General features: G+C 44.3%; 38 protein-coding genes and 1 pseudogene. 4 read left to right on the top strand and 35 right to left on the bottom strand.

Annotated elements, in window-relative coordinates; all coding sequences use genetic code 11:
- Positions 1 to 155: 155 nt before the first annotated feature.
- Positions 156 to 560: pseudogene (locus FTU72_RS03240) on the top strand (DMT family transporter); the annotation flags it as partial.
- A 48-nt stretch (positions 561 to 608) separates the two neighbouring features.
- Here FTU72_RS03240 and FTU72_RS03235 read toward each other — a convergent pair.
- The 5 genes from FTU72_RS03235 to FTU72_RS03215 all read right to left on the bottom strand — a co-directional run bounded on the left by FTU72_RS03235 (position 609) and on the right by FTU72_RS03215 (position 5,936).
- Entirely contained in the window at positions 609 to 2,891 is a 2,283-nt protein-coding gene (locus FTU72_RS03235; RefSeq protein ID WP_180052381.1) for a TRAP transporter large permease subunit, read from the bottom strand.
- Positions 2,892 to 3,068: 177 nt separating this feature from the next.
- Positions 3,069 to 3,641 carry a rhombosortase gene (gene rrtA / locus FTU72_RS03230; protein WP_104425691.1) on the bottom strand — a complete coding sequence of 191 codons (573 nt, stop codon included), beginning with the start codon at positions 3,639 to 3,641 and terminating at the stop codon, positions 3,069 to 3,071.
- A gap of 72 nt (positions 3,642 to 3,713) precedes the next feature.
- Entirely contained in the window at positions 3,714 to 4,754 is a 1,041-nt protein-coding gene (locus FTU72_RS03225) for a hypothetical protein (RefSeq protein ID WP_180052382.1), read from the bottom strand.
- Positions 4,755 to 5,299: 545 nt separating this feature from the next.
- Positions 5,300 to 5,686: a hypothetical protein gene (locus tag FTU72_RS03220; protein WP_159122623.1), complete on the bottom strand. Its 387-nt coding sequence runs from the start codon at positions 5,684 to 5,686 to the stop codon at positions 5,300 to 5,302.
- Entirely contained in the window at positions 5,679 to 5,936 is a 258-nt protein-coding gene (locus tag FTU72_RS03215) for a succinate dehydrogenase assembly factor 2 (protein ID WP_034590267.1), read from the bottom strand. Before FTU72_RS03215 ends, FTU72_RS03220 begins: the two co-directional genes overlap by 8 nt.
- A gap of 182 nt (positions 5,937 to 6,118) precedes the next feature.
- On the opposite strand from FTU72_RS03215, the gene FTU72_RS03210 reads away from it, so the two are divergent.
- Positions 6,119 to 7,291, top strand: coding sequence for an acyl-CoA dehydrogenase family protein (locus tag FTU72_RS03210; RefSeq protein WP_166135560.1), 1,173 nt, complete (start codon positions 6,119 to 6,121; stop codon positions 7,289 to 7,291).
- A gap of 53 nt (positions 7,292 to 7,344) precedes the next feature.
- On the opposite strand, the gene FTU72_RS03205 is transcribed toward FTU72_RS03210, so the two are convergent.
- The 30 genes from FTU72_RS03205 to FTU72_RS03060 form a co-directional block, all read right to left on the bottom strand.
- The gene (locus tag FTU72_RS03205; RefSeq protein ID WP_159122625.1) at positions 7,345 to 8,835 is read right to left on the bottom strand and encodes an NAD(P)/FAD-dependent oxidoreductase; all 1,491 of its coding nucleotides are present in this window, start codon (positions 8,833 to 8,835) and stop codon (positions 7,345 to 7,347) included.
- A 207-nt stretch (positions 8,836 to 9,042) separates the two neighbouring features.
- On the bottom strand, positions 9,043 to 9,408 hold the full coding sequence (gene rplQ / locus FTU72_RS03200; RefSeq protein WP_004786886.1) for a 50S ribosomal protein L17: 366 nt from the start codon (positions 9,406 to 9,408) through the stop codon (positions 9,043 to 9,045).
- Positions 9,409 to 9,426: 18 nt separating this feature from the next.
- On the bottom strand, positions 9,427 to 10,434 hold the full coding sequence (locus FTU72_RS03195; protein ID WP_004786889.1) for a DNA-directed RNA polymerase subunit alpha: 1,008 nt from the start codon (positions 10,432 to 10,434) through the stop codon (positions 9,427 to 9,429).
- A 16-nt stretch (positions 10,435 to 10,450) separates the two neighbouring features.
- Positions 10,451 to 11,077, bottom strand: coding sequence for a 30S ribosomal protein S4 (gene rpsD, locus FTU72_RS03190; protein ID WP_004786890.1), 627 nt, complete (start codon positions 11,075 to 11,077; stop codon positions 10,451 to 10,453).
- A 12-nt stretch (positions 11,078 to 11,089) separates the two neighbouring features.
- On the bottom strand, positions 11,090 to 11,476 hold the full coding sequence (gene rpsK / locus FTU72_RS03185) for a 30S ribosomal protein S11 (RefSeq protein ID WP_001040166.1): 387 nt from the start codon (positions 11,474 to 11,476) through the stop codon (positions 11,090 to 11,092).
- Between the two features lie 19 nt (positions 11,477 to 11,495).
- Positions 11,496 to 11,852: a 30S ribosomal protein S13 gene (gene rpsM / locus FTU72_RS03180; RefSeq protein ID WP_004786893.1), complete on the bottom strand. Its 357-nt coding sequence runs from the start codon at positions 11,850 to 11,852 to the stop codon at positions 11,496 to 11,498.
- A gap of 107 nt (positions 11,853 to 11,959) precedes the next feature.
- Entirely contained in the window at positions 11,960 to 12,076 is a 117-nt protein-coding gene (gene rpmJ / locus FTU72_RS03175; protein WP_000867907.1) for a 50S ribosomal protein L36, read from the bottom strand.
- A 20-nt stretch (positions 12,077 to 12,096) separates the two neighbouring features.
- Entirely contained in the window at positions 12,097 to 13,416 is a 1,320-nt protein-coding gene (gene secY, locus FTU72_RS03170; protein ID WP_171505548.1) for a preprotein translocase subunit SecY, read from the bottom strand.
- 45 nt (positions 13,417 to 13,461) lie between these two features.
- Positions 13,462 to 13,902 carry a 50S ribosomal protein L15 gene (gene rplO / locus FTU72_RS03165; RefSeq protein WP_004786897.1) on the bottom strand — a complete coding sequence of 147 codons (441 nt, stop codon included), beginning with the start codon at positions 13,900 to 13,902 and terminating at the stop codon, positions 13,462 to 13,464.
- A 3-nt stretch (positions 13,903 to 13,905) separates the two neighbouring features.
- A complete protein-coding gene (gene rpmD / locus FTU72_RS03160; protein WP_004786899.1) occupies positions 13,906 to 14,082 on the bottom strand; it encodes a 50S ribosomal protein L30 in 177 nt (58 codons plus the stop codon).
- Between the two features lie 6 nt (positions 14,083 to 14,088).
- Complete coding sequence (gene rpsE, locus FTU72_RS03155; RefSeq protein ID WP_004786901.1) at positions 14,089 to 14,586, bottom strand: 30S ribosomal protein S5; 498 nt, start codon at positions 14,584 to 14,586, stop codon at positions 14,089 to 14,091.
- A gap of 2 nt (positions 14,587 to 14,588) precedes the next feature.
- A complete protein-coding gene (gene rplR / locus FTU72_RS03150) occupies positions 14,589 to 14,939 on the bottom strand; it encodes a 50S ribosomal protein L18 (protein WP_004281497.1) in 351 nt (116 codons plus the stop codon).
- A gap of 14 nt (positions 14,940 to 14,953) precedes the next feature.
- Positions 14,954 to 15,487 (bottom strand): 50S ribosomal protein L6, encoded by a 534-nt coding sequence (gene rplF / locus FTU72_RS03145; RefSeq protein ID WP_004786903.1) that lies wholly within the window; start codon positions 15,485 to 15,487, stop codon positions 14,954 to 14,956.
- Between the two features lie 13 nt (positions 15,488 to 15,500).
- Positions 15,501 to 15,896 (bottom strand): 30S ribosomal protein S8, encoded by a 396-nt coding sequence (gene rpsH / locus FTU72_RS03140; protein WP_004786905.1) that lies wholly within the window; start codon positions 15,894 to 15,896, stop codon positions 15,501 to 15,503.
- 12 nt (positions 15,897 to 15,908) lie between these two features.
- Positions 15,909 to 16,214 (bottom strand): 30S ribosomal protein S14, encoded by a 306-nt coding sequence (gene rpsN, locus FTU72_RS03135; protein WP_004786907.1) that lies wholly within the window; start codon positions 16,212 to 16,214, stop codon positions 15,909 to 15,911.
- Between the two features lie 9 nt (positions 16,215 to 16,223).
- Positions 16,224 to 16,760 (bottom strand): 50S ribosomal protein L5, encoded by a 537-nt coding sequence (gene rplE, locus FTU72_RS03130; RefSeq protein ID WP_004786908.1) that lies wholly within the window; start codon positions 16,758 to 16,760, stop codon positions 16,224 to 16,226.
- A gap of 16 nt (positions 16,761 to 16,776) precedes the next feature.
- Complete coding sequence (rplX, locus tag FTU72_RS03125) at positions 16,777 to 17,094, bottom strand: 50S ribosomal protein L24 (protein WP_180052383.1); 318 nt, start codon at positions 17,092 to 17,094, stop codon at positions 16,777 to 16,779.
- A gap of 9 nt (positions 17,095 to 17,103) precedes the next feature.
- Positions 17,104 to 17,472: a 50S ribosomal protein L14 gene (gene rplN, locus FTU72_RS03120; protein WP_001982634.1), complete on the bottom strand. Its 369-nt coding sequence runs from the start codon at positions 17,470 to 17,472 to the stop codon at positions 17,104 to 17,106.
- Between the two features lie 91 nt (positions 17,473 to 17,563).
- Positions 17,564 to 17,821, bottom strand: coding sequence for a 30S ribosomal protein S17 (gene rpsQ / locus FTU72_RS03115; protein WP_004786913.1), 258 nt, complete (start codon positions 17,819 to 17,821; stop codon positions 17,564 to 17,566).
- Positions 17,818 to 18,015 carry a 50S ribosomal protein L29 gene (gene rpmC / locus FTU72_RS03110; protein WP_004786915.1) on the bottom strand — a complete coding sequence of 66 codons (198 nt, stop codon included), beginning with the start codon at positions 18,013 to 18,015 and terminating at the stop codon, positions 17,818 to 17,820. Before rpmC ends, rpsQ begins: the two co-directional genes overlap by 4 nt.
- Complete coding sequence (gene rplP / locus FTU72_RS03105; RefSeq protein ID WP_004786917.1) at positions 18,015 to 18,428, bottom strand: 50S ribosomal protein L16; 414 nt, start codon at positions 18,426 to 18,428, stop codon at positions 18,015 to 18,017. Before rplP ends, rpmC begins: the two co-directional genes overlap by 1 nt.
- 3 nt (positions 18,429 to 18,431) lie before the next feature.
- Positions 18,432 to 19,184: a 30S ribosomal protein S3 gene (gene rpsC / locus FTU72_RS03100; RefSeq protein ID WP_004786918.1), complete on the bottom strand. Its 753-nt coding sequence runs from the start codon at positions 19,182 to 19,184 to the stop codon at positions 18,432 to 18,434.
- Position 19,185: 1 nt separating this feature from the next.
- A complete protein-coding gene (gene rplV / locus FTU72_RS03095; RefSeq protein WP_001982638.1) occupies positions 19,186 to 19,515 on the bottom strand; it encodes a 50S ribosomal protein L22 in 330 nt (109 codons plus the stop codon).
- An 11-nt stretch (positions 19,516 to 19,526) separates the two neighbouring features.
- A complete protein-coding gene (gene rpsS, locus FTU72_RS03090) occupies positions 19,527 to 19,802 on the bottom strand; it encodes a 30S ribosomal protein S19 (RefSeq protein WP_004673001.1) in 276 nt (91 codons plus the stop codon).
- A gap of 19 nt (positions 19,803 to 19,821) precedes the next feature.
- Positions 19,822 to 20,646, bottom strand: a complete 825-nt coding sequence (gene rplB, locus FTU72_RS03085; RefSeq protein WP_005233738.1) for a 50S ribosomal protein L2 — start codon at positions 20,644 to 20,646, stop codon at positions 19,822 to 19,824.
- An 11-nt stretch (positions 20,647 to 20,657) separates the two neighbouring features.
- A complete protein-coding gene (rplW, locus tag FTU72_RS03080; protein ID WP_004786923.1) occupies positions 20,658 to 20,978 on the bottom strand; it encodes a 50S ribosomal protein L23 in 321 nt (106 codons plus the stop codon).
- Entirely contained in the window at positions 20,975 to 21,577 is a 603-nt protein-coding gene (gene rplD / locus FTU72_RS03075) for a 50S ribosomal protein L4 (RefSeq protein ID WP_004786925.1), read from the bottom strand. The genes rplW and rplD overlap by 4 nt, the downstream gene beginning before the upstream one ends.
- An 11-nt stretch (positions 21,578 to 21,588) precedes the next feature.
- Entirely contained in the window at positions 21,589 to 22,227 is a 639-nt protein-coding gene (gene rplC, locus FTU72_RS03070) for a 50S ribosomal protein L3 (RefSeq protein ID WP_005233737.1), read from the bottom strand.
- Between the two features lie 60 nt (positions 22,228 to 22,287).
- Positions 22,288 to 22,599, bottom strand: a complete 312-nt coding sequence (rpsJ, locus tag FTU72_RS03065) for a 30S ribosomal protein S10 (RefSeq protein WP_180052384.1) — start codon at positions 22,597 to 22,599, stop codon at positions 22,288 to 22,290.
- A 274-nt stretch (positions 22,600 to 22,873) separates the two neighbouring features.
- Positions 22,874 to 23,608, bottom strand: a complete 735-nt coding sequence (locus tag FTU72_RS03060) for a type 1 glutamine amidotransferase (RefSeq protein WP_180052385.1) — start codon at positions 23,606 to 23,608, stop codon at positions 22,874 to 22,876.
- Positions 23,609 to 23,770: 162 nt separating this feature from the next.
- Here FTU72_RS03060 and FTU72_RS03055 point away from each other — a divergent pair, with 162 nt between their 5' ends.
- Entirely contained in the window at positions 23,771 to 24,973 is a 1,203-nt protein-coding gene (locus FTU72_RS03055; protein ID WP_180052386.1) for a PLP-dependent transferase, read from the top strand.
- Between the two features lie 18 nt (positions 24,974 to 24,991).
- Positions 24,992 to 26,542 (top strand): helicase HerA-like domain-containing protein, encoded by a 1,551-nt coding sequence (locus tag FTU72_RS03050; RefSeq protein ID WP_180052387.1) that lies wholly within the window; start codon positions 24,992 to 24,994, stop codon positions 26,540 to 26,542.
- Positions 26,543 to 26,616 lie beyond the last annotated feature (74 nt).

Here is a 26,616-nt window from a genome sequence, read left to right as displayed (position 1 = left end):
ATAAACGTTCCCGTCTCAAGAAAAGTATGCCGAGTCGTAAAGCTCAGAAAGCTGTTATTGAACAAAGAAAGTTAAATCCTGTGCTTGACTCTTGTGGTTAAAAACAGGACATTTTAAATGGTTTATCACATAGACATTTTAATTGGTGAATAACAAGTGCCAGCTTCTTGGCTGCTATGGCTTTTGTCACGGTTCGCGCATTGACCCAAACTGAACCACCAGAACGAATTGTGTTTTATTTCTGTCTGATCGGCACCCTGATTTCCATGATTCCAATGTTCTGGCATTGGCGTCCTTATACCCTGACTGAACTCGGTTATTTAATTGCAGCCGGTTTATTGGCAAATACCAGCCAGTTATTTCTATCCAATGCTTATAAACTGGCACCTGCTGGTCAGATTGGACCAGTGAACTATATTGCGATTTTCTTCGCTGGCTTATGGGGCTATTTATTCTGGCAGGAAGTTCCGGATCTCTATAGCCTGCTCGGATTAGGGCTGATTTTTTGTGGGATTTTACTTTGCAGTCCTGTTTTACAAAATAAGCTTAGGCTGCGTTAAGGCCACAATAAAAAAAGCACCCGAAGGTGCTTTTTTTATTTGCTTAAATTACTGATACCAGCCGAAGAGTTTAAATACATAAGGTACATAGGCAATGATCAGCATCGCTGGCAGTAACACGATCATCGGTAAAATCCAGCGCTCATAACGGTAATAAAAGGACTTATGTCGAACTTCTGCATCCGCCTCGGCCACCTCAGCATCACCAATGGATTGCCTTGCTAACAGATGGTTCAGGGCAACTGGCGGTGTCACATAACCCAGCTCAAAACCAATCAAGGTAATTATCCAGAAATGCACAGGATGAATTCCATACTGATAGGCGACTGGTGCAACGGTTGCTGAAATCAGGATCACCGCACCGAATGGGTCCATGATCATGCCAACGAACACCATCAGGCCAACAATCATGGAAATCACCAGAATGGTACTGCTAATATCTGTCGGGAACGCTTCCATAATTTCCATACGTTCCAGCAGGCCGCCCACACTGACAGACAGTGCCATCAGGATCACCAGCGCACCAATGTGTCCAACCGTTTCACTGGTCGAAATGTGTAATGATTTCCAGAAGCCAACTTGACGCAGGCTTTCACCAACAGCCGAACGTTTTACACCATGGTCTACAGCCAGCTCACTGCCCTGCTGCTCAATATGGTCTGCTTCACGATATTCAGCATTAATGGCTGTACCCGCGGTCGCCATTGCAGGCGTATTTGCTGAACCTAAGGTGGTGGTTAAGGTTTCATCCCAATGTCCCACTGGCGGTAATGGTGCAGGCTCGTGACGCAACTTATCAAATAGCACGATCATCAATAGAATGACTGGCATCATGACAGGCGCAGTAAATTCATTCAGATCTGTAGACAAGGCATATTTGTAGAACAGCCAGATCAGGATGAAAATCACGATATAAGGAATCACATTTACAAAGGCACGTGCAGACTGTGGTGCAGCCAGACCAGGTGCAGCAATACGGAACTTGCTTTCAGCAAAGAATAGCGAAATGATCAGGAACAATGTTGAACTGAGCAAGAAGACGTAGACACCGTAGTGATACAGCATATCTGTCGTCACTTCCTTGTTCAGTGAAGCCACCACAACAATTAATAGACATGGACGTAATACCACACCGAGTGAACCCGACATGGCGGTTGCTGCCAAGGCAAACTGACGGCGACCACCGGCATTCCACACTTCCTTATAAATGATCGCACCTGCAGCAATCACGAAAATCCCGGATGCACCGGTATAAGCGGTTGGTAATGCAGCTGCCAGCAGGATTAACCAGGTCAAGGTTTCTGGCGCCAGATTCCATGGACGCAGGATATTCAGGAACATGTCTACGACACGGGTTTGTTTCAGCAACATACCGGCCCAGATAAATAAGGCCAGATTCAGGAAGATGCTCGAAAACTCAACCAGTTGCCCCAGATAGATGCCCTGACCCATCGGGTAATCCATCAAGAAGACAAAGTTAAACCCGGTACTGATAGCCATATAGGCATAAAGTGGCACGCTTAAGAAAGCCAGTCCGAAACTACCCCCTTCTCGGGTCGCCTGAGGTGGCTTAATGACTTGGTACAGACTGATCAGGGTCAATGTCCCAAAGAGAATCATCCATAGCCAGTAGACATACTTCATGTCTCCCATCGGCACCCCGGAATTCAGCACCGACATATATTGGCTGTAGGAAGAATAGACCAGGAAACTGTTCGCGATCAGCATCGCCACAGAATAGACTTTGAAATCGATACGGGTGGCTGGACTACGTAGACCAATATGATGGGTTTTCAATGTCGCGCTGATTGCAGCAAATACCACCATAATGATGAGCAGCAAGGCACGGTTTTCAGTCCCGAACTTGAAAATGCCAAAGAATGAAGTTTCAAAACTGCGATAGGCACGAATACTTGGATGCGCTTCAATATGCGTTATCGCCTTGTCATAGAATTGGTAAGACTCTTCACAAACCTGTTGTGCCTGCATCACTGCAGCACGCACATCCGCTTCAGAACGTACACCGAAGAAATCGGCATATTCATCGGCGGCATCTGCTTTCATCTGCTCCTGAACTTTTTGATCGACATTAATATTACGATCACATTGTGGTGCTTTCGGTTCAGCACGCAAAAACGAATATTGCATGCCTGTCGCCGGATCACCATACAGACGCTCGCCCATACGCAGTAACTGACCATGAATCATTTCCCCGGTTCCAATCACTAAGGTCAGTAAGAGCAAGATGAGCACGACAAAGGTCGAGATCCACTCTGTCCAGATATAACGTAACAGACCTAATCCCGATCTGTTTTGATTATCGTTGTGCATGTATTTTCCTATTCTTGTTTTCGCGCCTTACATTCTTTTAAGCGCTGGTCTTCCTGTCTGCCCCGAAAATTCCTTTACAAGGGTCAGTATCATTATTTTCTATTTTGACTCTGCATGAAAATCAGCAGAATAAAAATGACAGTTTATCTTTTCTTTTTGTCTTTTCTGCCAACAGTTTCAGCTATCCTGGACATAATTGCCCAAGATATAGAGCAATGCGACTACCACTCCCCAGATCACCCCTAATAAATGCGCTTCGACCAGTACCGGACTACCGATAAGTTGTGCAGTTTCCTGATTTCCAATGGTATTTTCCCAAATCAGTTTGGCAAAGATTAAAAATAACACCAGTACGGCAAATCCACGTTCGCGTTGATAAAGCAAATGCACACAGGCGACTGCGACATAGGCCCCATGTAATACCCCGGATAGTCCTGCATATGCTTCAATATTTGGCAGGAAAAAATAAAAACTCAGGCTGATCAACGGCGGCAGAATCAAAAGAATCGAGACGAAATGCCACACAGATGCACGGGGGAAAATGAAAGGTAGACAGATAAAGGCAAGAATATTCAGAAAATAATGGGCCCAGCCGACATGCACCCAGTGCGCGGTCCAGAGCCGCCAAAACTCCCCGAGCAGGCTTTCCTGCCAGTAGATGAAAGCATCGTTAAAGATTTGCAAACTCGCTGAAAGAGAGACAAAAGCCGCCAGAAAAATAATTTTTCGTCGAAGATGTTGATCTTGCATCGGCTCCTTGAACTCCTTTCAGCATATTGAAAATGACCTCTATGAGCATCATTCACTTAATTTTTCATTAAATTATAGGTCAGCGCTAAACAGATCATCCAGTTCTGAAGAATTATCTGTTTCATCCCAGAAAGTCTGCATGCCATCATCTGCACTACGAATACCGGTATTTTCAGTCCAGTAACGGTCAGAAATACCATTCACCATAATGGCAGCCATACTGTCGATCAGCTTGAACTGAGGATTGACTGGCTTTTCATCACTACGTGCCTGATCAAAGGTTCTTAACGCATCACGAATTTTGGCATCATCCCCACTGGCCTGTGCCGCTACAGCATATAAGGCATGTGATAAACGTACACCTTTTTGCTCACCGATTTGTACTGACTGTTTCAGAGTTTGGTAAGGATCAGGTTTTCCATCACCTGCCCCTGGCAATAAAGTCCAGATCACAGCACGGGTTGCATTTGGCGTGCCCCAGAATTTGGTATTATCCAGACAGGTCATGCCACGCTCAACCACAGCCGCAATATCTTTAGGTACTTGTACGGCCCCACCCGAGTTAATGTCATTGGTCATGGCTTGTAAGCCACTCAGCATGCCCAGCAGATAAACTGTCTGTTCAATATCACTGTTCATGCGTGGACAGCCTTCACCCAGCGCTTTTTTATATTTTTTCTCATAACGGGTCTGGAATAACTGATAGCCCGTGTACTGACGTTGTGCGGCCAGTGCAGCCCAGCGTTTCTGCTCAATCCGCGCATCCTGAGCTTCAGTCACCTGATTGACTTTAGAAGCACGCAGATACCGTAGCTCTGCATCCAGCGCTTTCTGCTCGGCACAAATCCCCGCTGCGGAGTACATCAGTACCGCAACACGAGTCGGATCAGCCCCCATTTCCTTGGTCGACATGATGGCTGGTGTTAAAGAATTCCCGGAATTACACACCATCTCGGCATCATCCATCGCCAGGATTGGTGGAACAATATGCTTTTCAGTGAAGCCCAGCGCCACATTGGCACCGGTTTTAATGACCTGAGAACATCCTGTTAGAACTGTTGTTGTTATTGCAATGGTCGCCATACCTTGGCATATTTTTCGGACGCTCGACATTTTCCTGTCCTCTATAATTGTGATTATGTCCATTATTCTGCTAAACATATCAGAAGCATATAACGAATAAAAGAGTATTTACTCTAATTTAGACCAGACACTTTGCCATTAAATTTCCCAGCTGCAATTGACTGTAGTAGATAAAATCCCAAATTTTGGGCAAAAAAAAGTAGCATTGCGACGGTTCAGCACATGCTACTTATCAACTTGGCAAGCCGAGAAGAAAATAGGTTCTCGAGCTTAATTCTGTTATTTAGGTGAAAATCTGTCCTTCAGCACCGTTCCCAGCCGTCCTATGACTAGGGCCATCACAATCGCAACGATCAAAAACATCCACATTGGAAATTCCATTATGATCTCCTGTGTTCGCTGTTGGTGACTTAAATGTACCTGCTTATAAAAAAAGCAGCTGAAAAATTGTCAGACAATTCATTGTTTTTACAGAGAAATGTGATTTTTTGTCTGACAATTCAAGCGGGGTTAGCGGATAAATCTTTATTTTTAATCAATTTATTTAAAATTTCGGAATATCATTTGTCGGACAATTAAAGTATTTTTGTCAAAACTTTCAAAGACTTCCATTGTTTAAAAGGCAACTGGTCACACCAGATGAGCAACGGACGTGCTTTTGCATGCTGGAAATACACCACGATATAAGCTTGGTGATCAATCACGTGACTGATCAACACTCGCCGTGTGCCTTGCGCAGCTGCTGTCAGTGACCATTCACGTCCATCCAGATATTCAAACTGCTCAATGTGCGGTGTCTTACGATAAAACAACTGGTAGATGACCACTCCGATGACGCCACAAACCAGCCAAATTATCACAGGCAATAACTGATACAGCAGGAACATTAATACAGCGAAAATAAAAAGCTGAAACACCAGCGCACACTTGCTGCGTTTCAGCTTGAAACAACGATTATCCATGAACGTAAAATTTAAGCTTCTTGATAAAATCTTTTAATTCAGGGCGTGGGGGTTCAGACACTTCCATAAACCAGTCCAGCAGGTCTGGATCTTCCTGTGCAACCAGCTCAGCAAACATCTGTTTTTCGAAGGGATCAGCAGTGAGATAATAGTTTTTCACGTAGGGATCAAAATATACATCGATCTCTTTCAAGCCACGACGCGCGCGATAAATCACTTTGCGCTCTTCTAAGGTGATGTCATCAGTCATCGAATTTTCCCAACTCGTTACAAACCTGAGTAGTTTACCTTAAGCCATTGCTGAATTTCGAGGTATTTCATACAAATGACCAAAAGCATCAGTAGATTCCCCAGATTTGAACATTCAGCTCATTGTTCCCTCATCTGCTCTATCTTAAGTTAAATAAAACATCACAATAAGGGAATTATAAGATGCATTCGAGCGCGATCCGTCCATTGGCCAGCATGCTGCCACGTCAGCTTTTCAATGATGAACATGAAGCCTTTCGGGAGATGGTCCGTAAATTCTATGAAAAGGAAGTGATTCCTCATACAGAAAAATATGAACAGCAACAGCATATCGATCGTGAGCTCTGGAATAAAGCCGGTGAACTTGGCCTTCTCTGTGCCACGATGCCTGAAGCTTATGGCGGTTCAGGGGTGGATCGTTTATACAGTATGATCCTGATCGAGGAACAGGCCTATGCAGGCGACTCTGCGACAGGATTTTCACTGCACTCCGATATCGTGGCCAATTATATTCTGAACTTTGGCAATGAAACACAAAAGCAGCAATGGCTCCCGAAAATGGCTACAGGTGAAGTGGTCACGGCAATTGCGATGACCGAACCTGGAACTGGCTCAGACCTGCAGGCAGTACGCACCAGTGCGGTATTAGAGGGTGATGAGTATGTGATTAATGGTTCCAAGATATTCATTACCAATGGCTATCTTTGTGATACGGCAATTGCGGTATGTAAGACGGGTCATAGTGAGAAAGGCTCTGCCAATCTTTCTTTGATTATGGTCGAAGCAGATCGTGCAGGATTTAGTAAAGGTAAACCCTTAAATAAAATCGGCATGAAAGGTCAGGATACCTGTGAACTGTTCTTTGACAATGTCCGTGTGCCTAAAGAAAACCTGCTAGGTCAGGAAGGCATGGGTTTTATGATGCTGATGAAAGAACTGGCTTGGGAGCGGTTAATTGTGGCCATCATATGTCAGGCAGGGGCAGAAGCGGCATTCGCACATACGGTAAAATACACCAAAGAACGTCAAGCCTTTGGCAAACCGATCAGCGCTTTTCAAAATACCCGTTTTAAACTGGCAGAACTGCGTACCGAAATTGAAATCTGCCGAGCTTATCTGGACCGTTGTATGCAACTACAGCTTATTCAAAAATTGGGAGTTGATGCCGCCGCAGCTGCTAAATACAAAATTTCTGAACTGTATAGCAAAGTGGTGGATGAATGCCTACAACTGCATGGCGGTTATGGCTATATGCTGGAATATCCGATTGCACGAGCGTACCTGGATAATCGCGCGAACCGCATTTATGCAGGAACCAATGAAATCATGAAGGAACTGATTTCCAGATCACTCTAATTTGAAATATGAAAAAGGAGTACATCAGGTACTCCTTTTATCTATGTCTATACTTAAGACACCAATCTTGGCTTGGCTGGCACAGCACTGGATTTCGATTTGAATTTCAATACTCCATCTTCAAAAGATGCCGTTTTAAGCTCTTTACGGTCTGCCAGATAATTATTGGATACTTTCCAAGGTGCATGCTTACCCTGTTTCGGCATCACATCTGCGGCACGGGCAATATAGCCTGAAGTTAAACTACCCATCACCGTATCTTCAAGTAATTCCGTAGCATCCCCTTCTGGAATCACTTCATCATAACCATGCTGATCCATATAATTGAGCAGACGGCAGATATATTCTGCGGCAATATCCACTTTCAAGGTCCAGGAAGCATTGATATAACCAATAATCAGCGCCATATTTGGCACATCACTGAGCATGACCCCTTGATACAGCATATGCTTCGACGTATCCAAAGGCTTGCCATCCATCGTGGCCTGAATACCACCCAGAATCTGAATATTTAAACCAGTAGCAGACACAATAATATCCGCATCCAGATATTTACCTGATTTCAGCTGAATCCCAGTTTCAGTAAATTTCTCGATATGATCTGTTTCTACAGATGCATGACCTTCACGCAGGATTTTGAATAAATCCCCATCTGGCACTACACATAGGCGCTGATCCCAAGGTTCATAATTCGGGGTAAAGTGTTTCATATCCACTTTCCCTTTCAACTGAAACTGTACAGATTTCAATAATAAGGTTTTCAGTAGTTTTGGCTGTTTTTGTGCGAGTGCATAGATACCACGCTGCATGCCAATATTACGCGCACGGGTCAGCTTATAAGCCACATCTTCTGGCAATAATTTACGCATTTTTGAGTAAATCATGTCGATCGAAGGAACTGAGGCGATATAGGTGGGAGAGCGTTGTAACATGGTCACATGCCCTGCACCGCCTTTCACCATGGCTGGAACTAATGTTATTGCTGTCGCACCACTGCCAATAATCACTACTTTTTTTCCGCTATAGTCCAGATTTTCAGGCCAATGCTGCGGGTGAATAAATGTACCTTTGAATGCTTCCTGATGCGGGAATTCCGGCTGGAAGCCTTGATCATAATTGTAGTAACCCGTACAGCCAAGAACAAAGTTAGCGATCCAGGTCTGCTTTTTGCCCTGAGCGTTTTCAGCTACGACTGACCATTTACGTGTAGCTGAATCATAATTGGCACTAACGACGCGATGTTGAAAATGAATTTTTGAGCTCAAGTTAAATTCCTGAACCACTTCTGCAAGATAATTTTTAATTGCCGAGCCAGAAGCCAATACACTTTCTTTTTTCCAAGGCTTAAAGTTGAAGCCAAAAGTCGACATGTCCGAATCTGAACGGATACCAGGATATTTAAACAGGTCCCACGTACCGCCAAAGCTTTCGCGACGTTCAATAATTTCGAATGAGCGTTGAGGACTATGTTTAGAAAGATGGGCCGCCAGACCAATTCCCGAGATCCCCGCGCCTACAATTAAAATATCAACTTGCTTTTCCATATTCTTCTTTTACCTGAGCATTGTCATATATTTTATTAAATCACAAAATTGACAATACACAATGTCAAGTTTGAATAAAAGTGATTATTTTCTTATCTTTTCAGGACAAATTTCTAAACTGCCTGATAATGGGTAAATGCAAGACAATAAAAAAGGCCGGTTTATTCAACCGACCTTTTCGAACAACGTTTGCTGCTCTACACGAAATTAGTTAACTTCGCGATCTACTAGCTCAACGTAAGCCATCGGTGCAGCATCACCTGCACGGAAGCCCGCTTTAAGAACACGTAGATAACCGCCGTTACGCTCTTTGTAACGAGGGCCAAGAACGGTAAATAATTTACCAACAGTTGCAGCTGAACGAGTACGAGCAAACGCCAAACGACGGTTTGCTACTGTATCGACTTTAGCTAAAGTGATTAAAGGCTCAGCAACACGACGTAATTCTTTTGCTTTAGGCACAGTTGTTTTGATCAACTCGTGCTCGAACAAAGAGTTAGCCATGTTTTGGAACATCGCTTTACGATGACTGCTTGTACGGCCTAATTTCACACCACTATTACGATGACGCATGGTGATAGTCCTACTTAATTAACGGCTACGATAGGCGAAACGATCGTCCATACGGAGACTAGCTGGTGGCCAGTTCTCTAAACGCATGCCGAGTTGTAAGCCTTTGGAAGCCAGAACATCTTTGATCTCAGTAAGCGATTTTTTACCAAGGTTAGGAGTTTTAAGTAACTCAACCTCAGTACGCTGTACAAGATCACCAATGTAGTAAATGTTTTCTGCTTTCAAACAGTTAGCAGAACGAACAGTTAGCTCTAGATCATCTACTGGGCGAAGCAAAATTGGATCAACTTCTTCACGAGGTTCTTGAGCCACAGGAGCTTGATCTTTCTGAAGATCAACAAAGATTGCAATTTGTTGTTGCAAGATTGTTGCCGCTTTGCGGATTGCTTCTTCTGGATCAACTGTACCGTTGGTTTCAAGATCAATGACCAGTTTATCAAGGTCAGTACGTTGTTCTACACGAGCGTTTTCCACTGTGTAAGACACACGTTTGATCGGGCTGTAAGATGCATCTAACTGTAAACGACCCACTGGGCGAGTCTCGCCTTCTGGGAAACGTGAGTCAGAAGTCTCATAGCCACGGCCTTGAGCCACTTTCAGGCGCATCTTAAGATTGCCTGATGCACTTAATGTGCCGATCAAGTGTTCAGGGTTAACCACTTCAACATTATGAGGTAAACGAAGGTCAGCCGCAGTTACGTCGCCTGGACCTTGTTTCTCTAATGTTAAATAAGCTTCATTTTGATCGAACAGCTTAATAGACAATCCTTTTAGGTTCAGCAAGAGCTCGACGATGTCCTGCTGCAAGCCTTCCAAAGTACTGTACTCGTGCTCAACACCTTCAATCTCAACTTCTACCACAGCAGCGCCAGGTAAAGAAGAAAGAAGGATGCGACGTAAAGCATTGCCCAGAGTATGACCAAAGCCACGCTCTAAGGGTTCTAGAATAACTTTTGCCGAGGTCCCGCTTGCCGCTTCGACCTTGATCGCTTGCGGAGTTAGAAACTCATTTGCAGTACGCGTCATATTGCTACCTCAAGGATTATTTAGAATACAATTCTACAATCAAGCTTTCGTTGATTTCAGCAGGTAAATCAGAACGATCCGGTGCAGCTTTGAACGTACCTTCTAGTTTAGAATGATCTACTTCCATCCAAGAAGGAATGCCACGTTGAGCAGCTAATTCAATTGCGTTTTTGATACGTAATTGTTGTTTAGCGCCTTCGTGAACTGCAATCACGTCACCAGCTTTAACTTGGATAGACGCGATGTTAACGCGGCGGCCATTTAAAGTGATTGAACGGTGAGATACTAACTGACGAGCTTCTGCACGTGTAGAACCAAAACCCATGCGATAAACAACGTTATCAAGACGGCTTTCGAGCAATTTCAACAGGTTTTCACCTGTTGCGCCTTTAACACGAGCAGCTTCTTTGTAGTAGTTACTAAATTGACGCTCTAAAACACCGTACATACGACGTACTTTTTGTTTTTCACGTAATTGTAGTGAGTACTCAGATTGTTTACCGCCACGAGCTCCACCATGTTGACCAGGAGCTTTAGCGTGTTTTTTAGTTTTGACGTCAAATGGTTTAACGCCAGATTTTAATTGCAGGTCTGTCCCTTCGCGGCGAGAGAGTTTGCATTTTGGACCAATATAACGAGCCATGAATGTTTCTCCTTACACGCGACGTTTTTTAGGTGGACGGCAACCGTTGTGAGGGATTGGAGTCACATCGGTAATGCTGTTAATTTTATAACCCACTGCACCTAATGCACGAACCGCAGACTCACGACCTGGACCAGGACCTTTCACAAGGACGTCCAAGTTTTTCAAACCGTAATCTAAAGCAGCTTTACCAGCAACTTCAGCAGCTACCTGAGCAGCAAACGGAGTTGATTTACGTGATCCACGGAAGCCTTGTCCACCTGAAGTGGCCCAAGCCAGTGCATTACCTTGACGATCGGTAATGGTCACAATGGTGTTATTAAAAGAAGCGTGAATGTGTGCAACACCTTCAGAGACGGTACGAGTGACCTTCTTGCGTGTGCGAGTATCTTTAGCCATCTTTTAGCTTCCAGAAATCTTATTTCTTAATTGGTTTGCGCGGACCTTTACGGGTACGTGCGTTAGTTTTGGTGCGTTGACCACGGACAGGCAAGCTGCGACGATGACGAAGACCGCGGTAGCAGCCTAAATCCATTAAACGTTTAATGTTCATGGAAATTTCGCGACGTAAATCACCTTCGGTCGGAACCTTGGCAATTTCTGCACGAATCGCATCAAGCTGAGCGTCATCTAATTCACGGATCTTAGTAGTAGTTGGGATACCCGCAGCAGCTAAGATTGACTTAGCAGTGTGGCGACCAATACCAAAGATGTACGTTAGAGAGATAACAGCATGCTTGTTATCCGGAATGTTTACACCGGCAATACGAGCCATTCAATTTTCTCCAAAAAGGCAGTTAAGATAATCAACCGCCCCACAAAAATCTTGAGGGGCGGATAATAACCCAATTCGCCTACTGAAATCAACAGGTCTTGATCAGATTAACCTTGACGCTGCTTATGACGAGGTTCTGCGCTACAAATTACGCGGATAACCCCATTACGACGGATAACTTTACAGCTACCACAAATTTTCTTTACAGAAGCTTGTACTTTCATGATGAAACCTCTAAGTGCGCTTATCCCTTAGGATGAGCAGTCGTTTTTCTCATTAACGTTTGATTGTCATACTGGTGCGAGGTGAGATGTGCTTGAAGCTGAGCCATAAAGTCCATCACCACCACTACCACGATCAGCAACGATGTTCCGCCCAAGCTAAATGGAATACCAAAAGAGCTTTGCAGAATCATCGGCATTAAACAGATGACAGTGATGTATATCGCGCCAATAAAGGTCAAACGATTGAGAATATGATCTAAGTAACGAGCAGTTTGCTCACCTGGACGAATACCAGGCACGTAAGCTCCGCTGCGTTTCAAGTTCTCTGACACTTCTTTAGGACTAAATACCAGTGCTGTATAGAAGTAACAGAAAAAGATAATTAACGCACCAAAGAGCACCAAATACAACGGCTGACCAGGCGATAACACCAATGCCAAGTCTTGTAGACTACGCTTGATAATTCCTGCACTTGGATCCGAACTACCAACCCATTGACCTAAGCTCGCTGGGAACAAAAGTAAAGAGCTGGCAAAAATTGCCGGAATTACACCCGCCATATTAATTTTTAATGGCAGGTGCGTTTGCTGTGCAGTAAATACACGACGTCCCTGCTGCTTTTGAGCATAGTTCACCGGAATACGACGTTGCGCCTTCTCGATAAACACAATCGCTGCTAGTACAGCAATCGATAACAGACCAAAAATTGCTAGTCCAATTAGACTAGACTGGCCATTATCCACTGAAGTTAGAGACTGCATAACTAAAGTCGGCAATCCTGCAACGATACCTGCGAAGATGATCATGGAAATACCATTACCTACCCCACGCTCGGTAATTTGTTCACCCAGCCACATCAAGAACATGGTCCCCGCAACCAAAGAGGTTACTGCAGGAACATAAAAAGCCAGACCAGAGGTCAGGGTAATTCCCTGGCTGATCAGGCCAGCACACATACCAATTGCTTGCACAAGTGCAAGGAACAGCGTGCCTTGTCGTGTGTATTGGTTAATCTTACGTTTGCCCTGCTCGCCTTCTTTTTTCAAAGCTTCGAGCGATGGAACCACTGTAGACATTAACTGCACAATAATCGATGCAGAGATGTATGGCATGATCCCTAAAGCAAGAATCGACATTCGCTCTAATGCACCACCCGAAAACATGTTAAACAAACCAAGGATGGTACCTTGGTTTGCATTAAACAGATTTTCTAGCGCGGCATTATTAATCCCTGGTACTGGAATATGCGCTCCTAGTCGAAACACCAACAACGCACCAATGAGAAACATCATTCGACGAATAATTTCACGGTATTTCACATGAAATGGTTGGCCTTTCATCATGTTGACATGACCTGAAGAACTAGGAGTCATAGACACTGGGGATTACTCCTCGACTTTACCGCCAGCAGCTTCAACAGCAGCTTTAGCGCCTTTAGTCAATGCAACACCTTGTACAGTGAATGCACGAGTAATTTCACCAGAAAGTACGATACGAGCACGAGTCATGTCTTTACGTACAACGTTCGCAGCTTTTAAAGTTTCAAGAGACACGATGTCGCCTTCAACTTTAGCAAGCTCAGATAAACGTACTTCAGCAGTTTTCAAAGCCAATTGGCTAGTGAAACCGAATTTAGGCAAACGACGATAAAGTGCAGTTTGACCACCTTCGAAACCTGGACGAGTACCACCGCTCTTACGTGAGTTTTGACCTTTGATACCACGACCACCAGTCTTACCAACGCCAGAACCGATACCACGACCTAGACGAAGGTTGTCACGCTTAGCACCTTCTGCAGGTGCAATTGTATTTAAACGCAGAGTCATGGCTTATTCCTCTACACTAACCATATAGTAGACTTGGTTGATCATACCACGGTTAGAAGGCGTATCTTGCACTTCTACAGTATGACCAATACGACGCAGACCTAAACCTTTCAGGCTCAGCTTGTGATTTTTCAAGCGGTGCGATGCAGATTTAGTCTGGGTAACTTTAATCGTTTTCATGATTGATTACCCTTGAATTTGTTCTACTGTTAAACCACGTTTCGCAGCAACTTTCTCAGGAGAAGTCATATCACGCAAACCGTTAAAAGTCGCGTTTACTACGTTAGCAGCGTTTGTAGAGCCATAACATTTAGTTAATACGTTACGTACGCCAACAGCTTCTAAAACTGCACGCATCGCGCCACCAGCAATTACACCAGTACCTTCAGAAGCAGGTTGCATGTAAACGCGGCTTGCACCGTGACGAGCATTGATAGGGTGCTGAACAGTACCATCAACAAGGTCAACAGTAATCATGTTACGACGAGCAGCTTCAAGTGCTTTAGAAATAGCAGCTGGAACTTCACGCGCTTTACCACGACCAAAACCTACGCGACCATTACCATCACCCACAACAGTTAATGCTGTGAAAGAGAAGATACGACCACCCTTAACAACTTTGGCTACACGATCAACGGCAACCAGCTTTTCAACAAGACCTTCGTTTTGTTCAACTTTAGCCATGATTAGAACTCCAAGCCGTTTTCACGGGCAGCATCAGCCAAGGCTTTGATACGACCATGATATTTGAAACCAGAACGGTCAAATGCAACTTTAGTAACACCAGCTGCTTTAGCGCGTTCTGCGATTAAAGCACCTACTTTTTGAGCTGCTTCAACGTTACCAGTAGTACCCGCACGTAAAGTAGCGTCTAGAGTAGAAGCTTGCGCTAATACTTTGCCACCATCTGCTGAGATAACTTGAGCATAGATGTGACGCGGAGTGCGGTTTACACACAAACGAGTCGCACCCAATGCACGGATGTGCAAGCGTGTGCTTTTCGCACGACGCAAACGGGATTGTTTCTTTTCGTTCATAAGAACCTCGCGCCTTATTTCTTCTTAGCTTCTTTACGAAGTACAACTTCGTCAGAATAACGAACACCTTTACCTTTATAAGGCTCTGGTGGACGGTAACCACGGATATCTGCAGCGACTTGACCTAGAACTGCTTTATCAGCAGATTTAAGTACGATTTCAGTTGCAGTTGGAGTTTCAGCAGTTACACCTTCAGGAAGCGTATAGTCGATCGGGTGAGAGAAACCAAGGTTAAGGTTAACAACGTTACCTTTAACCGCAGCTTTATAACCAACACCGATAAGTTGTAACTTACGTTCGAAACCTTCGCTTACACCTTTTACAAGGTTGTTAAGCACAGCGCGAGCAGTACCAGCTTGCATCCAAGCGTCTTTAGATTCAGCTTTAGGAGCAATAACTAGAGTACCGTCTTCCTGTTTTAGCTCGACCAGCGCATGCAGGTTGAAAGACAATGTACCTTTGCTGCCTTTCACTTCGACCTGCCGGCCGTTCTGAGTAACTGTTACACCGTTAGGTACAGTTACTGGGGCTTTAGCCACACGAGACATGAGGAATCACCTATTAAGAAACAAAAGCAATAACTTCACCACCAACGCCTGCAGCACGTGCAGCGCGATCAGTCATGATGCCTTTGCTTGTAGAAACAATTGCAATACCTAAACCTTGCTTAACGCTTGGAAGTGCATCTTTACCGCGATACTGACGTAGACCTGGACGGCTTACGCGTTTCACAGTTTCGATAACTGGCTTGCCTTCAAAATATTTTAAAGTCAAAGTAAGAGTTGCTTTGCCTTCAACTTCAGCAACTTCTACGTTTGAAATATAACCTTCTTGTTGAAGTACGTTAGCAATCGCAACTTTCAACTTAGAATTAGGCATAGAAACAGTTTGTTTCTTTGCCATTTGTGCGTTACGAACACGTGTTAGCATGTCGGCAACGGTATCTTGCATACTCATTTATAGTGCTCCTTACCAGCTTGCCTTAACAACGCCAGGTACATCACCTTGCATTACTTTATCGCGTACCATGTTACGGCTTAAGCCGAACTTACGGAAGTAACCATGAGGACGACCAGTTAAACCACAACGGTTACGTAGACGTACTGGAGATGCATTACGTGGTAATGCCTGTAATTTCATCATCGCATCGAAACGTTCTTCATCTGAAGCATTTACGTTTGCAATAATTGCTTTTAATTCAGCACGTTTTGCAGCGTATTTAGCAACAGTAGCTTCGCGTTTCAATTCGCGATTAATCATACTTTTCTTAGCCATTTCGACCTCTTATTTGAACGGGAAGCCGAATGCACGCATTAGCGCACGGCCTTCGTCATCGGTGCGAGCAGTCGTAGTGATGGTAATGTCCATACCACGAATACGGTCAATCTTGTCAAAATCGATCTCAGGGAACATGATCTGTTCTTTAAGACCCATTGAGTAGTTACCACGACCATCAAATGATTTCGCAGAGAAACCACGGAAGTCACGGATACGAGGAATCGCAATCGAGATCAGACGGTCTAAGAATTCGTACATACGTTCGCCGCGTAAAGTAACTTTACAACCAATCGGCCAACCATCACGGATTTTGAAACCAGCGATAGATTTACGAGCTAACGTAAGAACTGGTTTTTGACCAGCGATAGCTTGCATATCAGAAAGAGCACCATCAAGGAGTTTCTTGTCAGCAGAAGCTGCACCAACACCCATGTTGATAGTGATTTTAGTGATGCGAGGGATCTCCATCACATTCTTAATTCCCAATTGTTCTTTTAATTGAGCTTTAAGTTCGTCGTTGTAACGTGCTTTAAGTCTGGCCATTGCCTTTTTCAACCTATTACTTCGCTACCGCCACTGATTCACCATTAGATTTGAATACGCGAGTTTTCACGCCGTCAATCGTTTGGTAACCAACACGGTCAGCCTTTTGGGTTGTAGCATTAAAAATTGCCACGTTTGAAATGTGAAGCGAAGCTTCTTGAGTTACGATGCTGCCTTCAGCGCCAGTAACACGGTTCGGCTTTTGATGCTTCTTCACCAAGTTAAGGCCTTCAACCTTAACGCGGTCATTAGAAACAGACAGAACAGTACCCTGTTTGCCTTTTTCTTTACCTGCGATCACAATTACTTGATCGCCTTTTTTAATCTTAGCCATGATCGCCTCTTATAGAACTTCAGGAGCCAATGAAATAATTTTCATGAACTGTTCAGTACGAAGTTCACGAGTCACTGGTCCGAAAATACGAGTTGCAATCGGCGCTTTGTTGTTGTTCAAAATAACAGCAGCGTTATCGTCGAAACGAATCACTGAACCGTCTGGACGACGGATACCGAATTTTGTACGTACAACTACTGCATTCATCACGTCACCTTTTTTAACACGTGCGCGTGGAATTGCTTCTTTTACAGTAACTTTAATAATGTCGCCAACAGAAGCATAACGACGATGTGAACCACCAAGTACTTTAATACATTGTACGCGGCGAGCACCACTGTTGTCTGCTACGTCGAGCATAGTTTCGGTCTGAATCATTGCCCTACTCCAAAACCGAGCATCACCGGTCACAATTTCGAAAGGCTCAAAGAGTACTCGAAATTGACCGATGATGCAACAAGAACGTTAATTACTCAGCAGCTGCTTCAACAACTTCAACTAAAGTCCATGACTTAGTTTTAGACATTGGGCGGCTTTCTTTAATGGTTACAACGTCGCCAACTTTAGCTGTGTTGTTCTCATCATGAGCATGTAATTTTGTTGAACGGCGGATTGATTTGCCATACAACGGGTGTTGAACACGGCGTTCGATAAGAACAACGATAGATTTTTCCATCTTGTCGCTTACTACTTTGCCTGTTAACGTGCGGACTGTATTTTCACTCATTGTCCGTTCCCCTGTTTTTCGGTAAGGAGGGTCTTGATACGAGCAATAGTCTTGCGAGTCAATTGCACTTCGTGCGATTTACCCAATTGACCAGTTGCTTTCGCCATACGAAGACGGAATTGGTTTAGCTGTTGCTCATCAAGCAAAGCTGTCAACTCTTCTACCGACTTTTCACGTAGATCTTTAGTTTTCATTACATTACCGTCCGAGTCACGATAGTGGTTTTAAACGGAAGTTTAGCAGCAGCAAGCGTGAACGCTTCGCGAGCTAGGTCTTCGTTAACACCATCAATTTCGTACAAGACTTTACCTGGTTTGATTTGGCAAACCCAGTATTCCACAGAACCTTTACCTTTACCCATACGCACTTCAAGTGGTTTAGAAGTAATTGGCTTGTCCGGGAATACACGGATAAAGATTTTACCACCACGTTTAATACGACGGCTAATTGTACGACGCGCTGCTTCAATTTGACGTGCAGTCATTTGACCACGTTCGATTGATTTAAGTGCGATAGTACCAAAAGATACTGAGCTACCGCGGTGAGCTAGACCAGTGTTACGGCCTTTTTGCACCTTACGGAATTTAGTACGTTTAGGTTGCAACATGGATTATTCTCCTTTTTCAGCAGAACGATCATTGCGACGACCACGACGCTCTTGACCTTCACCACGACCGCGACCGCGTTTAGCTGGACGTTCTTCAGCTGGAGCTGGGTTCATGACTTGTTTCATGCCACCCAAGATCTCGCCACGGAAGATCCAAACTTTAACACCAATCGTACCGTAAGTAGTCTCAGCACGCATAGTCGCGTAGTCGATATCTGCACGAAGAGTATGTAGAGGTACACGACCTTCACGATACCATTCAGTACGAGCAATCTCAGCACCACCTAAACGGCCTGAAACTTCTACTTTGATACCTTTCGCACCAGCACGCATAGTGTTTTGAACCGCACGCTTCATAGCACGACGGAACATTACACGTTTTTCCAATTGAGAAGCGATAGCTTCAGCAACTAGACGCGCGTCTAAGTCTGGACGATCAATTTCGTTGATACTTACTTGCGCAGGAACACCCATAATAGATGTTAATTCGCGTTGTAATTTCTCAATGTCTTCGCCTTTTTTACCGATTACGATACCAGGACGAGCAGTGCTAATAGTTACTTTAGCAGCGCCTGTTGGACGTTCGATAAGAATATTGCTGATCATTGCATTCTTAAGTTTTTTAGTTAAAAACTCACGAACTTGCAAATCTTTAAGCAAGTATTCAGCGTATTGTTTCGGACTCGCATACCAGTTAGCGTTATGACGTTTCACAACACCTAGGCGGATACCGATTGGATGAACCTTCTGACCCATATCAAACCCCTACCTTAACGGTGATGTGACAAGTACGCTTAGTAATACGATCTGCACGGCCTTTAGCACGTGGCATAATACGTTTCAGGCTCATGCCTTCATCAACGTAGATCGTAGAAACTTTAAGGTCGTCTACATCTAAACTGTTATTATGTTCAGCGTTTGCAATTGCAGATTCCAACGCTTTCTTAACCAATACTGCAGCTTTTTTGTTGCTGAAGTTTAAGATGTTAAGAGCGTGCGCAACAGATTTGCCGCGGATAAGATCTGCAACCAAACGAGCTTTTTGTGCCGAGATAGCGGCACCGCGTAATTTAGCAGTTACTTCCATCATAGCACCTATTAACGTTTAGATTTCTTGTCAACACCGTGACCACGGTAGGTACGAGTCGGTGCAAATTCACCAAGCTTGTGTCCAACCATATGTTCAGAGATGATCACTGGAACATGGTTACGGCCATTGTGTACAGAAATTGTTAAACCAACAAAATCCGGGAGGATCATCGAACGACGCGACCAAGTTTTGATCGGCTTACGGTTATTAGCCGCGATAGCCGCTTCAACCTTAGCGAACAAGTGCGCATCGACGAATGGGCCTTTTTTCAGAGAACGAGGCATTGTCAGATTCCTTTACTTGTTACTTAACGCGACGGTCGCGAATAATCATCTTAGTCGTACGCTTGTTGGTACGTGTTTTGTACCCTTTAGCTTTTTGACCCCATGGGCTTACAGGTTGAATACCTTTGTTACGCCCTTCACCACCACCGTGTGGGTGATCAACTGGGTTCATCGCCATACCACGAACGGTAGGACGAACACCACGCCAGCGTGATGCACCAGCTTTACCTAGTGAGCGAAGGTTGCTTTCTGAGTTAGATACTTCACCTAACACAGCGCGGCATTCAACATGAATTTTACGCATCTCGCCTGAACGAAGACGAACGATAGCGTAGGAACCGTCACGACCCAACAACTGAACAGAAGTACCAGCTGAACGAGCTAACTGCGCGCCTTTACCGATTTTAAGTTCGATGTTGTGAAGAGTAGAACCGATAGGCATGTTGCGAAGTGGCAAGCAGTTACCTGGACGGATTGGAGCATCGTTACCAGATTGAACTGAATCACCAGCGCGTAAACCTTTAGGCGCGATGATGTAGCGACGTTCACCGTCAGCATACTTCAACAACGCAATGTGCGCAGTACGGTTTGGATCGTATTCAATACGCTCAACTACAGCTGGGATGCCGTCTTTGTTACGTTTGAAGTCGATTAAACGGTAGTGTTGTTTGTGACCGCCACCAACGTGACGAGTCGTAATGTGACCGTTGTTATTACGGCCGCCAGTACGTTTTTTAGCTTCAACTAGTGGAGCATAAGGCGCGCCTTTGTGAAGGTGATCATGAACCACTTTCTCTACAAAGCGACGTCCTGGAGACGTTGGCTTACATTTTTGAATAGGCATAGTTTTCGTCCTTATTCCGCTGCGCTTTCAGCGGCATCGCCCAAGTCAGCCATTTCAACATCTTGGCCAGCTTTCAGGGTGACGTATGCTTTTTTAACATCAGAACGACGTCCTAATGTTTTACCAAAGCGTTTAGTTTTACCTTTAGTGATCGTAGTGTTAACTTTAACAACTTCTACACCAAACAATTGTTCCACTGCTTTTTTGATTTCAAGCTTGTTTGCATCAAGTGCAACTTTGAATACTTGAACACCAGCAGTTTCACCTAAAACTTGTGCTTTTTCTGAGAAAACAGGTCCTTGCAGGACTTGATATAAACGTTCGTTGTTCATCCGAGTTCTACCTCAATTTTCTTAGCAGCAGCTACAGACATAACAACTTTATCGAACGCGATCAAGCTAACAGGATCGATTGCAGTCGCATCAACCACATCAACGTGTGGAAGGTTACGAGCAGCTAGATACAAGTTCTCATCAACAGCATCAGTAACGATCAATGCACGAGTAGCATTCAAGTCGTTAAGTTTTGCAAGCAATTCTTTAGTTTTTGGAGCTGCAACAGCAAACTCTTCAACTAGAACTAAGCGATCTTGACGAACAAGTTCAGCCAGGATGCATTGCATAGCACCGCGGTACATTTTACGGTTTACTTTTTGAGACCAGTCTTGTGGACGAGCAGCAAAAGTTTTACCACCGCCAACCCAGATTGGGCTACGAATAGAACCAGCACGAGCGCGGCCAGTACCTTTTTGACGGAATGGTTTTTTACCACCGCCAGAAACGTCTGCACGTGATTTCTGAGCTTTAGAACCTTGACGACCACCAGCTAAGTAAGCTGTAACAACTTGGTGTACAAGAGCTTCATTAAATTCACGACCGAACGCAACTTCTGATAATTCAACAGCAGAGCCGGAAACAGTATTTAAATTCACGTTATTTCCCCTCAGGCCTTGATCGTAGGACGAACAGTTACGTCGCCACCAGTAGCGCCAGGAATCGCACCTTTAACTACTAGAACTGAACGTTCTGCGTCGATAGATACAATTTCAAGACCCTGTACAGTTACGCGTTCAGCACCTAAATGGCCAGCCATTTTTTTGCCTTTGAACACGCGACCAGGAGTCTGGTTTTGACCTGTAGAACCTAGAACACGGTGAGAAACAGAGTTACCGTGAGTAGCGTCTTGAGTACGGAAGTTCCAACGCTTAACACCACCCTGGAAACCTTTACCTTTAGACTGACCAGTTACGTCAACAATTTGACCCACTGTGAACAGATCTACACCGATAGTAGCGCCAACTTCACGACCTTCAAGCTCAGCTTCTGAAACGCGGAATTCTTGAACCAGACGACCAGCAGCAACACCAGCTTTCGCGAAGTGACCTTTCTGAGCGTTAGTTACGCGAGATTCGCGACGTTCACCAGTAGTGATTTGAATCGCTTGATAACCATCAGTTTCAAGCGTTTTGATTTGAGTGATGCGGTTAGGATCAACCTCAATCACTGTAACAGGCACAGAAACACCAGCATCTGTAAAGATACGTGTCATACCGCACTTGCGACCGACTAAACCAATAGCCATGTGCATAAACCTCTAAAAAAGCGGCCTAATTAACTTAGAGCGTTAATTAACCCGAAAGCCTTAACTCAATGCGATCTGAACATCAACACCAGCTGCAAGATCTAACTTCATCAATGCATCTACAGTTTTGTCTGTAGGTTGAACGATGTCGATCAAACGTTTGTAAGTGCGGATCTCGTATTGGTCACGCGCATCTTTGTTAACGTGTGGTGATGTTAAAACGTTAAAACGTTCAATGCGTGTAGGCATTGGAATTGGACCACAAACTTGTGCGCCAGTACGTTTTGCTGTTTCTACGATTTCTTGAGCTGATTGATCAATAAGACGGTGATCAAAAGACTTAAGACGGATACGAATTCTCTGGTTAGACATACCAGTTAACTCCAAGCCAAATATATAAAGAATCACTCTTGACGCATCTCACCCCACTATTTTAAGGCAAGTGTCAAGAGCAGTGAAATATCACTAAGGTCGTGATCGATGCCACGACTGTAACGATAGTTAACTACTTTCTTCGCAGTTAACCCCCTTCCTATCGAAGGGTCGCTTATTATAGCCATTGTTTATTGCATAAGCAAATCCCTTTTAGAGTTTTTCTTGCTGTATTTCAATTTATTTTGGAAATCAATTGTTTATTTTTTACCCCCTAGGCCGTTTTTTCCAGAACATATTGAATAGCTTGGTTTAGTATTTGATTTCCTTGAATAAAATTATTTTTGGTTGTTCTTCTCAGTTGTTGAATGTCCTGTACATATTTTCCAGAAAATTGTGAAATTTCTTCTTCATTTTCCAAAAACAGCTTTAAAGTTTCCGGGGTGATTTCCGGATGAAACTGGAAACCCAAAACATTCTTGCCGAGTTGATACATCTGATTACGACAGGCTTCATTTTCTGCCAGATGAATCGCTCCTTTAGGCAGTTCAAAGGTTTCACTGTGCCATTGCATGATTTCGAACTGTTCAGGCAAGACAAAACAATCCTCGGGTACATGCGCGACTTTGCGTACCGTGGTCCAGCCTAACTCCTGCTCCTGGTTACGGCTGACGGCCGCACCCAAGGCATTGGCAATCAACTGCCCGCCTAAACATAGGCCAATCGCCGGTTTGCCTTGAGAAAGATAACGGCGTAACCAGCGTTTTTCGATCTTGAGCCATGGATAATTTGCTTCATCATTGACGCTCATAGTGCCTCCCATGATGATCAGTAAATCAACTTCATCGACTGATGGCAAAGCTTCAATATCCAGTGGACGATCGACGGGTAAAGCAAAGAATTCAGTCGCAGTAATTTGCGCCTGATGCTGCTTTAAAAAATCAATACAACTACCAAAACCCTCGCCAGCAATATGCTGAAAATAATGTACTTTTAACTGCGACTTCATGCGCCTAAACCTTTTGTTGTAGCTCTCTGATTTTAGGTTTTGCAAAAATGAAGCCAACTTTTTAGCAATGTCAGTTTTTTCAACATTTCACAACATAACTAGCAGCAATAATGAGATTCTCTTAAGCTAAAGCAATATTTGATTACATTTAAGAGCATTCACGTGAAAAAAAATCCTCAAACAGCGCTGATTCATGCACCACGAAAGGCCCCGCAATACATTTCCAGTATACAACCTCCCCTGTTTCGTGCATCCACCATCATCTTTAACAATACTGATGCCCTATTTAATCGCCACTGGACTGATGACTATGACTATAGCTATGGCACGCATGGTACACCGACGACATTTACCTTAGGCGATAGCATTGCCCAGATCGAAGGCGGTCAATATTGCTTGCTGGCACCGAGTGGTTTATCCGCGATTAATCTCGTGAATTCTTGTTTTTTAAGCCAAGGCGATGAAGTGTGGATTGCAGATAATATCTATGGTCCAAACATGGAACATTTACGTAATCTGGAAAACCGCTATGGTATTCAGGTCAAAGTCTATAATGCGATAGATGCGGATACTTTTCAGCCCTCGGAAAAAGCCAAACTACTTTGGCTTGAAGCGGCGGGTTCCGTGACTTTAGAATTTCCCGATTTAAGTCGCTTGGTCAAGAAAGCTCAAGCTAACAACATTCTCACTGCGCTGGATAATACCTGGGGTGCAGGTCTTGCCTTTAATGCTTTTGATTTTGGCAATGAACACTTAAGTGTCGATATGACCGTGCATGCCCTGACTAAATATCCAAGTGGTGGCGGTGATATCCTGATGGGTTCAGTGGTTACGCGCAATAAAGAACTGCACCACAAGTTGTTCCGTGCGCATGCCATTCAGGGTATTTCAGTATCAGGTGATGATGTCGCTCAGGTACAACGAAGTCTGGCATCGATGCAACTCCGATATGAACATCAATCACAAAGCTGCTTAACTTTATTAGACTGGCTCAAACAGCAACCAGAATTTGTTCAGGTCTTACATCCGGCTGATACTGACAATGCTGGCCATAAAAACTGGAAAGAAATTTGCAAGCAAGGACACAGTGCCGGAGTGGTCAGCGTGATTTTTGACAATAACTACAAGTTGCAAGATATTCGCAATTTCTGTGACAGCTTAAAACTGTTTAAGCTTGGCTTTAGCTGGGGTGGTCCTGTGAGTCTGGTCATGCTATATAACTTAAAAGAAATGCGTGTGCTTGAACATTCACATTTGAAAGAAGGTTTTCTGGTTCGTTTCTGTATTGGTCTGGAACATCCCGAAGATCTGATTGAAGATATTCAGCATGCACTACAAGAAATGAAAAAACTTAAAAATGAATAAATAACAACAGGAAAATTTATGGGTATACCAATCATTATTGCAAAAAAAACCAGTGATACTACGCAAGATATTGTACTGCACTCACAGCTTGCCAACCGTCACGGACTGATTGCCGGCGCGACCGGAACCGGCAAAACGGTAACCTTGAAAGTTTTGGCAGAAAGCTTTTCCAGCATTGGTGTACCCGTGTTCCTAGCCGATGCCAAGGGAGATGTTTCCAGCCTAGCCAAGCCGGGGGAAAGTAATCCTAAGTTCGATGAACGCATTAAAAGCCTGAATATTGACTCGATTCCTTTTGAAGCTTCGCCGGTCGTATTCTGGGATCTGTTTGGTGAACAAGGCCATCCGATCCGTACTACGATTTCTGAAATTGGACCACTTCTGCTTGCCCGTATCCTAAACCTGAATGACACGCAAGAAGGCGTTCTCTCGGCAGTCTTCCGAATTGCCGACGATCAGGGCTTGTTAGTGATCGATTTTAAAGACCTGAAAGCCATGCTCAGTTATGTCAGCGAACATGCTGCAGACTTTAAAGCGGAATATGGCAATCTCTCCCCCGCCAGCCTCGGTGCGATTCAACGCAATTTATTGGCACTTGCAGATCAAGGCGGGGATAAATTCTTTGGCGAGCCAGCACTCGACCTGATGGATTTCCTGCAAACGGATAGCCAAGGCCGCGGCAATATCAATTTGCTGGCTGCCGACAAGCTGATGAATACACCGAAGTTGTACGCCACTTTCCTGCTATGGATGCTGTCAGAGTTATTTGAACAGTTACCAGAAGTGGGTGATCTGGACAAACCGAAACTGGTGTTCTTCTTTGATGAAGCCCACCTACTCTTTGATAATGCCAGCCCCGCCCTGCAGGAAAAGATTGAACAGGTGGTGCGTCTGATCCGCTCCAAAGGTGTGGGGATTTATTTTGTCACCCAGAATCCACTGGATTTACCTGAAAGCGTATTAGGACAACTCGGCAACCGTATTCAGCATGCTTTACGCGCTTTCACACCTAAAGACCAGAAGGCAGTCAAAACGGCAGCAGATACCTTCCGTGCCAATCCAGAATTTAAAGTGCAGGAAGCGATTACTGAACTTGCTGTAGGTGAAGCGCTGATTAGCTGTCTGGATGAAAAAGGGACTCCACAGATTGTTGAACGTGGCTGGATCATGCCACCACATTCTTCTTTTAGCCCGATTACACCAGAAGAACGTAAAGCACTGATGCAGCAAAGCATTGTCGCTGGTATTTATGAGCAGGAAGTTGACCGTGACAGTGCGCATGAGATGCTGCAGCAAAAAGTACTGGAACGTCAGCAGCAGGCTCAAGCTGCGGAACTTGCCAAGCAACAGGCCAAAGAACAGGAAGCTCTGGCTAAACAGCAAGCCAAGGAACAGGAACGTTTGGCACGTGAACAGCAAAAAGAAGCTGAGCGTGCAGCCAAGCAACGTGAAAAACTTACTCAGGATATTGTGGGTACCTTTGCCAAAAGTGCAGCACGTAGTCTTGGTGGTAGTACCGGACAGAAAATTGTGCGTGGTCTATTAGGTTCCCTCTTCGGGCGCAAATAACCTTCCTTTCTCCGATCGAAAACATCATTTTTATGGGATATTTTTATATCCCATAATTTTTTTATGGTTTTATG

Origin of the sequence: Acinetobacter sp. YH12137, from assembly GCF_013418535.1 — a bacterium.
Classification (GTDB): Bacteria; Pseudomonadota; Gammaproteobacteria; order Pseudomonadales; family Moraxellaceae; genus Acinetobacter.
The sequence above is the reverse complement of the archived record's forward strand: the minus strand, read 5'-3'. Positions and strand labels throughout refer to the sequence as shown.

Excerpts from the sequence above, each read along its gene's own strand:
- rplR (WP_004281497.1), bottom strand. The coding sequence starts at position 14,939 with ATGAACGAAAAGAAACAATCCCGTTTGCGTCGTGCGAAAAGCACACGC.
- rpsS (WP_004673001.1), bottom strand. The coding sequence starts at position 19,802 with ATGCCTCGTTCTCTGAAAAAAGGCCCATTCGTCGATGCGCACTTGTTC.
- rpsD (WP_004786890.1), bottom strand. The coding sequence starts at position 11,077 with ATGGCTCGTTATATTGGTCCAAAATGCAAACTCTCTCGCCGCGAAGGG.
- secY (WP_171505548.1), bottom strand. The coding sequence starts at position 13,416 with ATGAAAGGCCAACCATTTCATGTGAAATACCGTGAAATTATTCGTCGA.
- rplN (WP_001982634.1), bottom strand. The coding sequence starts at position 17,472 with ATGATTCAGACCGAAACTATGCTCGACGTAGCAGACAACAGTGGTGCT.
- FTU72_RS03050 (WP_180052387.1), top strand. The coding sequence starts at position 24,992 with ATGGGTATACCAATCATTATTGCAAAAAAAACCAGTGATACTACGCAA.
- rplP (WP_004786917.1), bottom strand. The coding sequence starts at position 18,428 with ATGTTGCAACCTAAACGTACTAAATTCCGTAAGGTGCAAAAAGGCCGT.
- rpsE (WP_004786901.1), bottom strand. The coding sequence starts at position 14,586 with ATGGCTAAAGTTGAACAAAACGAAGGTCTTGTTGAAAAGCTGGTTGCC.
- FTU72_RS03210 (WP_166135560.1), top strand. The coding sequence starts at position 6,119 with ATGCATTCGAGCGCGATCCGTCCATTGGCCAGCATGCTGCCACGTCAG.
- rpsC (WP_004786918.1), bottom strand. The coding sequence starts at position 19,184 with ATGGGTCAGAAGGTTCATCCAATCGGTATCCGCCTAGGTGTTGTGAAA.
- FTU72_RS03060 (WP_180052385.1), bottom strand. The coding sequence starts at position 23,608 with ATGAAGTCGCAGTTAAAAGTACATTATTTTCAGCATATTGCTGGCGAG.
- rplQ (WP_004786886.1), bottom strand. The coding sequence starts at position 9,408 with ATGCGTCATCGTAATAGTGGTGTGAAATTAGGCCGTACAAGCAGTCAT.
- rplW (WP_004786923.1), bottom strand. The coding sequence starts at position 20,978 with ATGAACAACGAACGTTTATATCAAGTCCTGCAAGGACCTGTTTTCTCA.
- rplB (WP_005233738.1), bottom strand. The coding sequence starts at position 20,646 with ATGCCTATTCAAAAATGTAAGCCAACGTCTCCAGGACGTCGCTTTGTA.
- FTU72_RS03225 (WP_180052382.1), bottom strand. The coding sequence starts at position 4,754 with ATGTCGAGCGTCCGAAAAATATGCCAAGGTATGGCGACCATTGCAATA.
- FTU72_RS03235 (WP_180052381.1), bottom strand. The coding sequence starts at position 2,891 with ATGCACAACGATAATCAAAACAGATCGGGATTAGGTCTGTTACGTTAT.
- FTU72_RS03195 (WP_004786889.1), bottom strand. The coding sequence starts at position 10,434 with ATGACGCGTACTGCAAATGAGTTTCTAACTCCGCAAGCGATCAAGGTC.
- rpsQ (WP_004786913.1), bottom strand. The coding sequence starts at position 17,821 with ATGAGTGAAAATACAGTCCGCACGTTAACAGGCAAAGTAGTAAGCGAC.
- rpsM (WP_004786893.1), bottom strand. The coding sequence starts at position 11,852 with ATGGCTCGTATTGCCGGTGTAAACATTCCGGATAACAAGCATGCTGTT.
- rplF (WP_004786903.1), bottom strand. The coding sequence starts at position 15,487 with ATGTCTCGTGTGGCTAAAGCCCCAGTAACTGTACCTAACGGTGTAACA.
- rrtA (WP_104425691.1), bottom strand. The coding sequence starts at position 3,641 with ATGCAAGATCAACATCTTCGACGAAAAATTATTTTTCTGGCGGCTTTT.
- rpsJ (WP_180052384.1), bottom strand. The coding sequence starts at position 22,599 with ATGTCTAACCAGAGAATTCGTATCCGTCTTAAGTCTTTTGATCACCGT.
- rplC (WP_005233737.1), bottom strand. The coding sequence starts at position 22,227 with ATGGCTATTGGTTTAGTCGGTCGCAAGTGCGGTATGACACGTATCTTT.
- rplX (WP_180052383.1), bottom strand. The coding sequence starts at position 17,094 with ATGGCTAAGATTAAAAAAGGCGATCAAGTAATTGTGATCGCAGGTAAA.
- FTU72_RS03205 (WP_159122625.1), bottom strand. The coding sequence starts at position 8,835 with ATGGAAAAGCAAGTTGATATTTTAATTGTAGGCGCGGGGATCTCGGGA.
- rpsN (WP_004786907.1), bottom strand. The coding sequence starts at position 16,214 with ATGGCTAAGAAAAGTATGATTAATCGCGAATTGAAACGCGAAGCTACT.
- FTU72_RS03215 (WP_034590267.1), bottom strand. The coding sequence starts at position 5,936 with ATGACTGATGACATCACCTTAGAAGAGCGCAAAGTGATTTATCGCGCG.
- rpsH (WP_004786905.1), bottom strand. The coding sequence starts at position 15,896 with ATGAGTATGCAAGATACCGTTGCCGACATGCTAACACGTGTTCGTAAC.
- rplE (WP_004786908.1), bottom strand. The coding sequence starts at position 16,760 with ATGGCCAGACTTAAAGCACGTTACAACGACGAACTTAAAGCTCAATTA.
- rpmJ (WP_000867907.1), bottom strand. The coding sequence starts at position 12,076 with ATGAAAGTACAAGCTTCTGTAAAGAAAATTTGTGGTAGCTGTAAAGTT.
- rpsK (WP_001040166.1), bottom strand. The coding sequence starts at position 11,476 with ATGGCTAAAGATACTCGCACACGCAAGAAGGTCACTCGTACCGTCTCT.
- rpmD (WP_004786899.1), bottom strand. The coding sequence starts at position 14,082 with ATGAAAACGATTAAAGTTACCCAGACTAAATCTGCATCGCACCGCTTG.
- rplV (WP_001982638.1), bottom strand. The coding sequence starts at position 19,515 with ATGGAAGTAACTGCTAAATTACGCGGTGCCGCTATCTCGGCACAAAAA.
- rpmC (WP_004786915.1), bottom strand. The coding sequence starts at position 18,015 with ATGAAAACTAAAGATCTACGTGAAAAGTCGGTAGAAGAGTTGACAGCT.
- rplO (WP_004786897.1), bottom strand. The coding sequence starts at position 13,902 with ATGACTCTGCGTTTAAATACAATTGCACCTGCAGAAGGTGCTAAGCGT.
- FTU72_RS03220 (WP_159122623.1), bottom strand. The coding sequence starts at position 5,686 with ATGGATAATCGTTGTTTCAAGCTGAAACGCAGCAAGTGTGCGCTGGTG.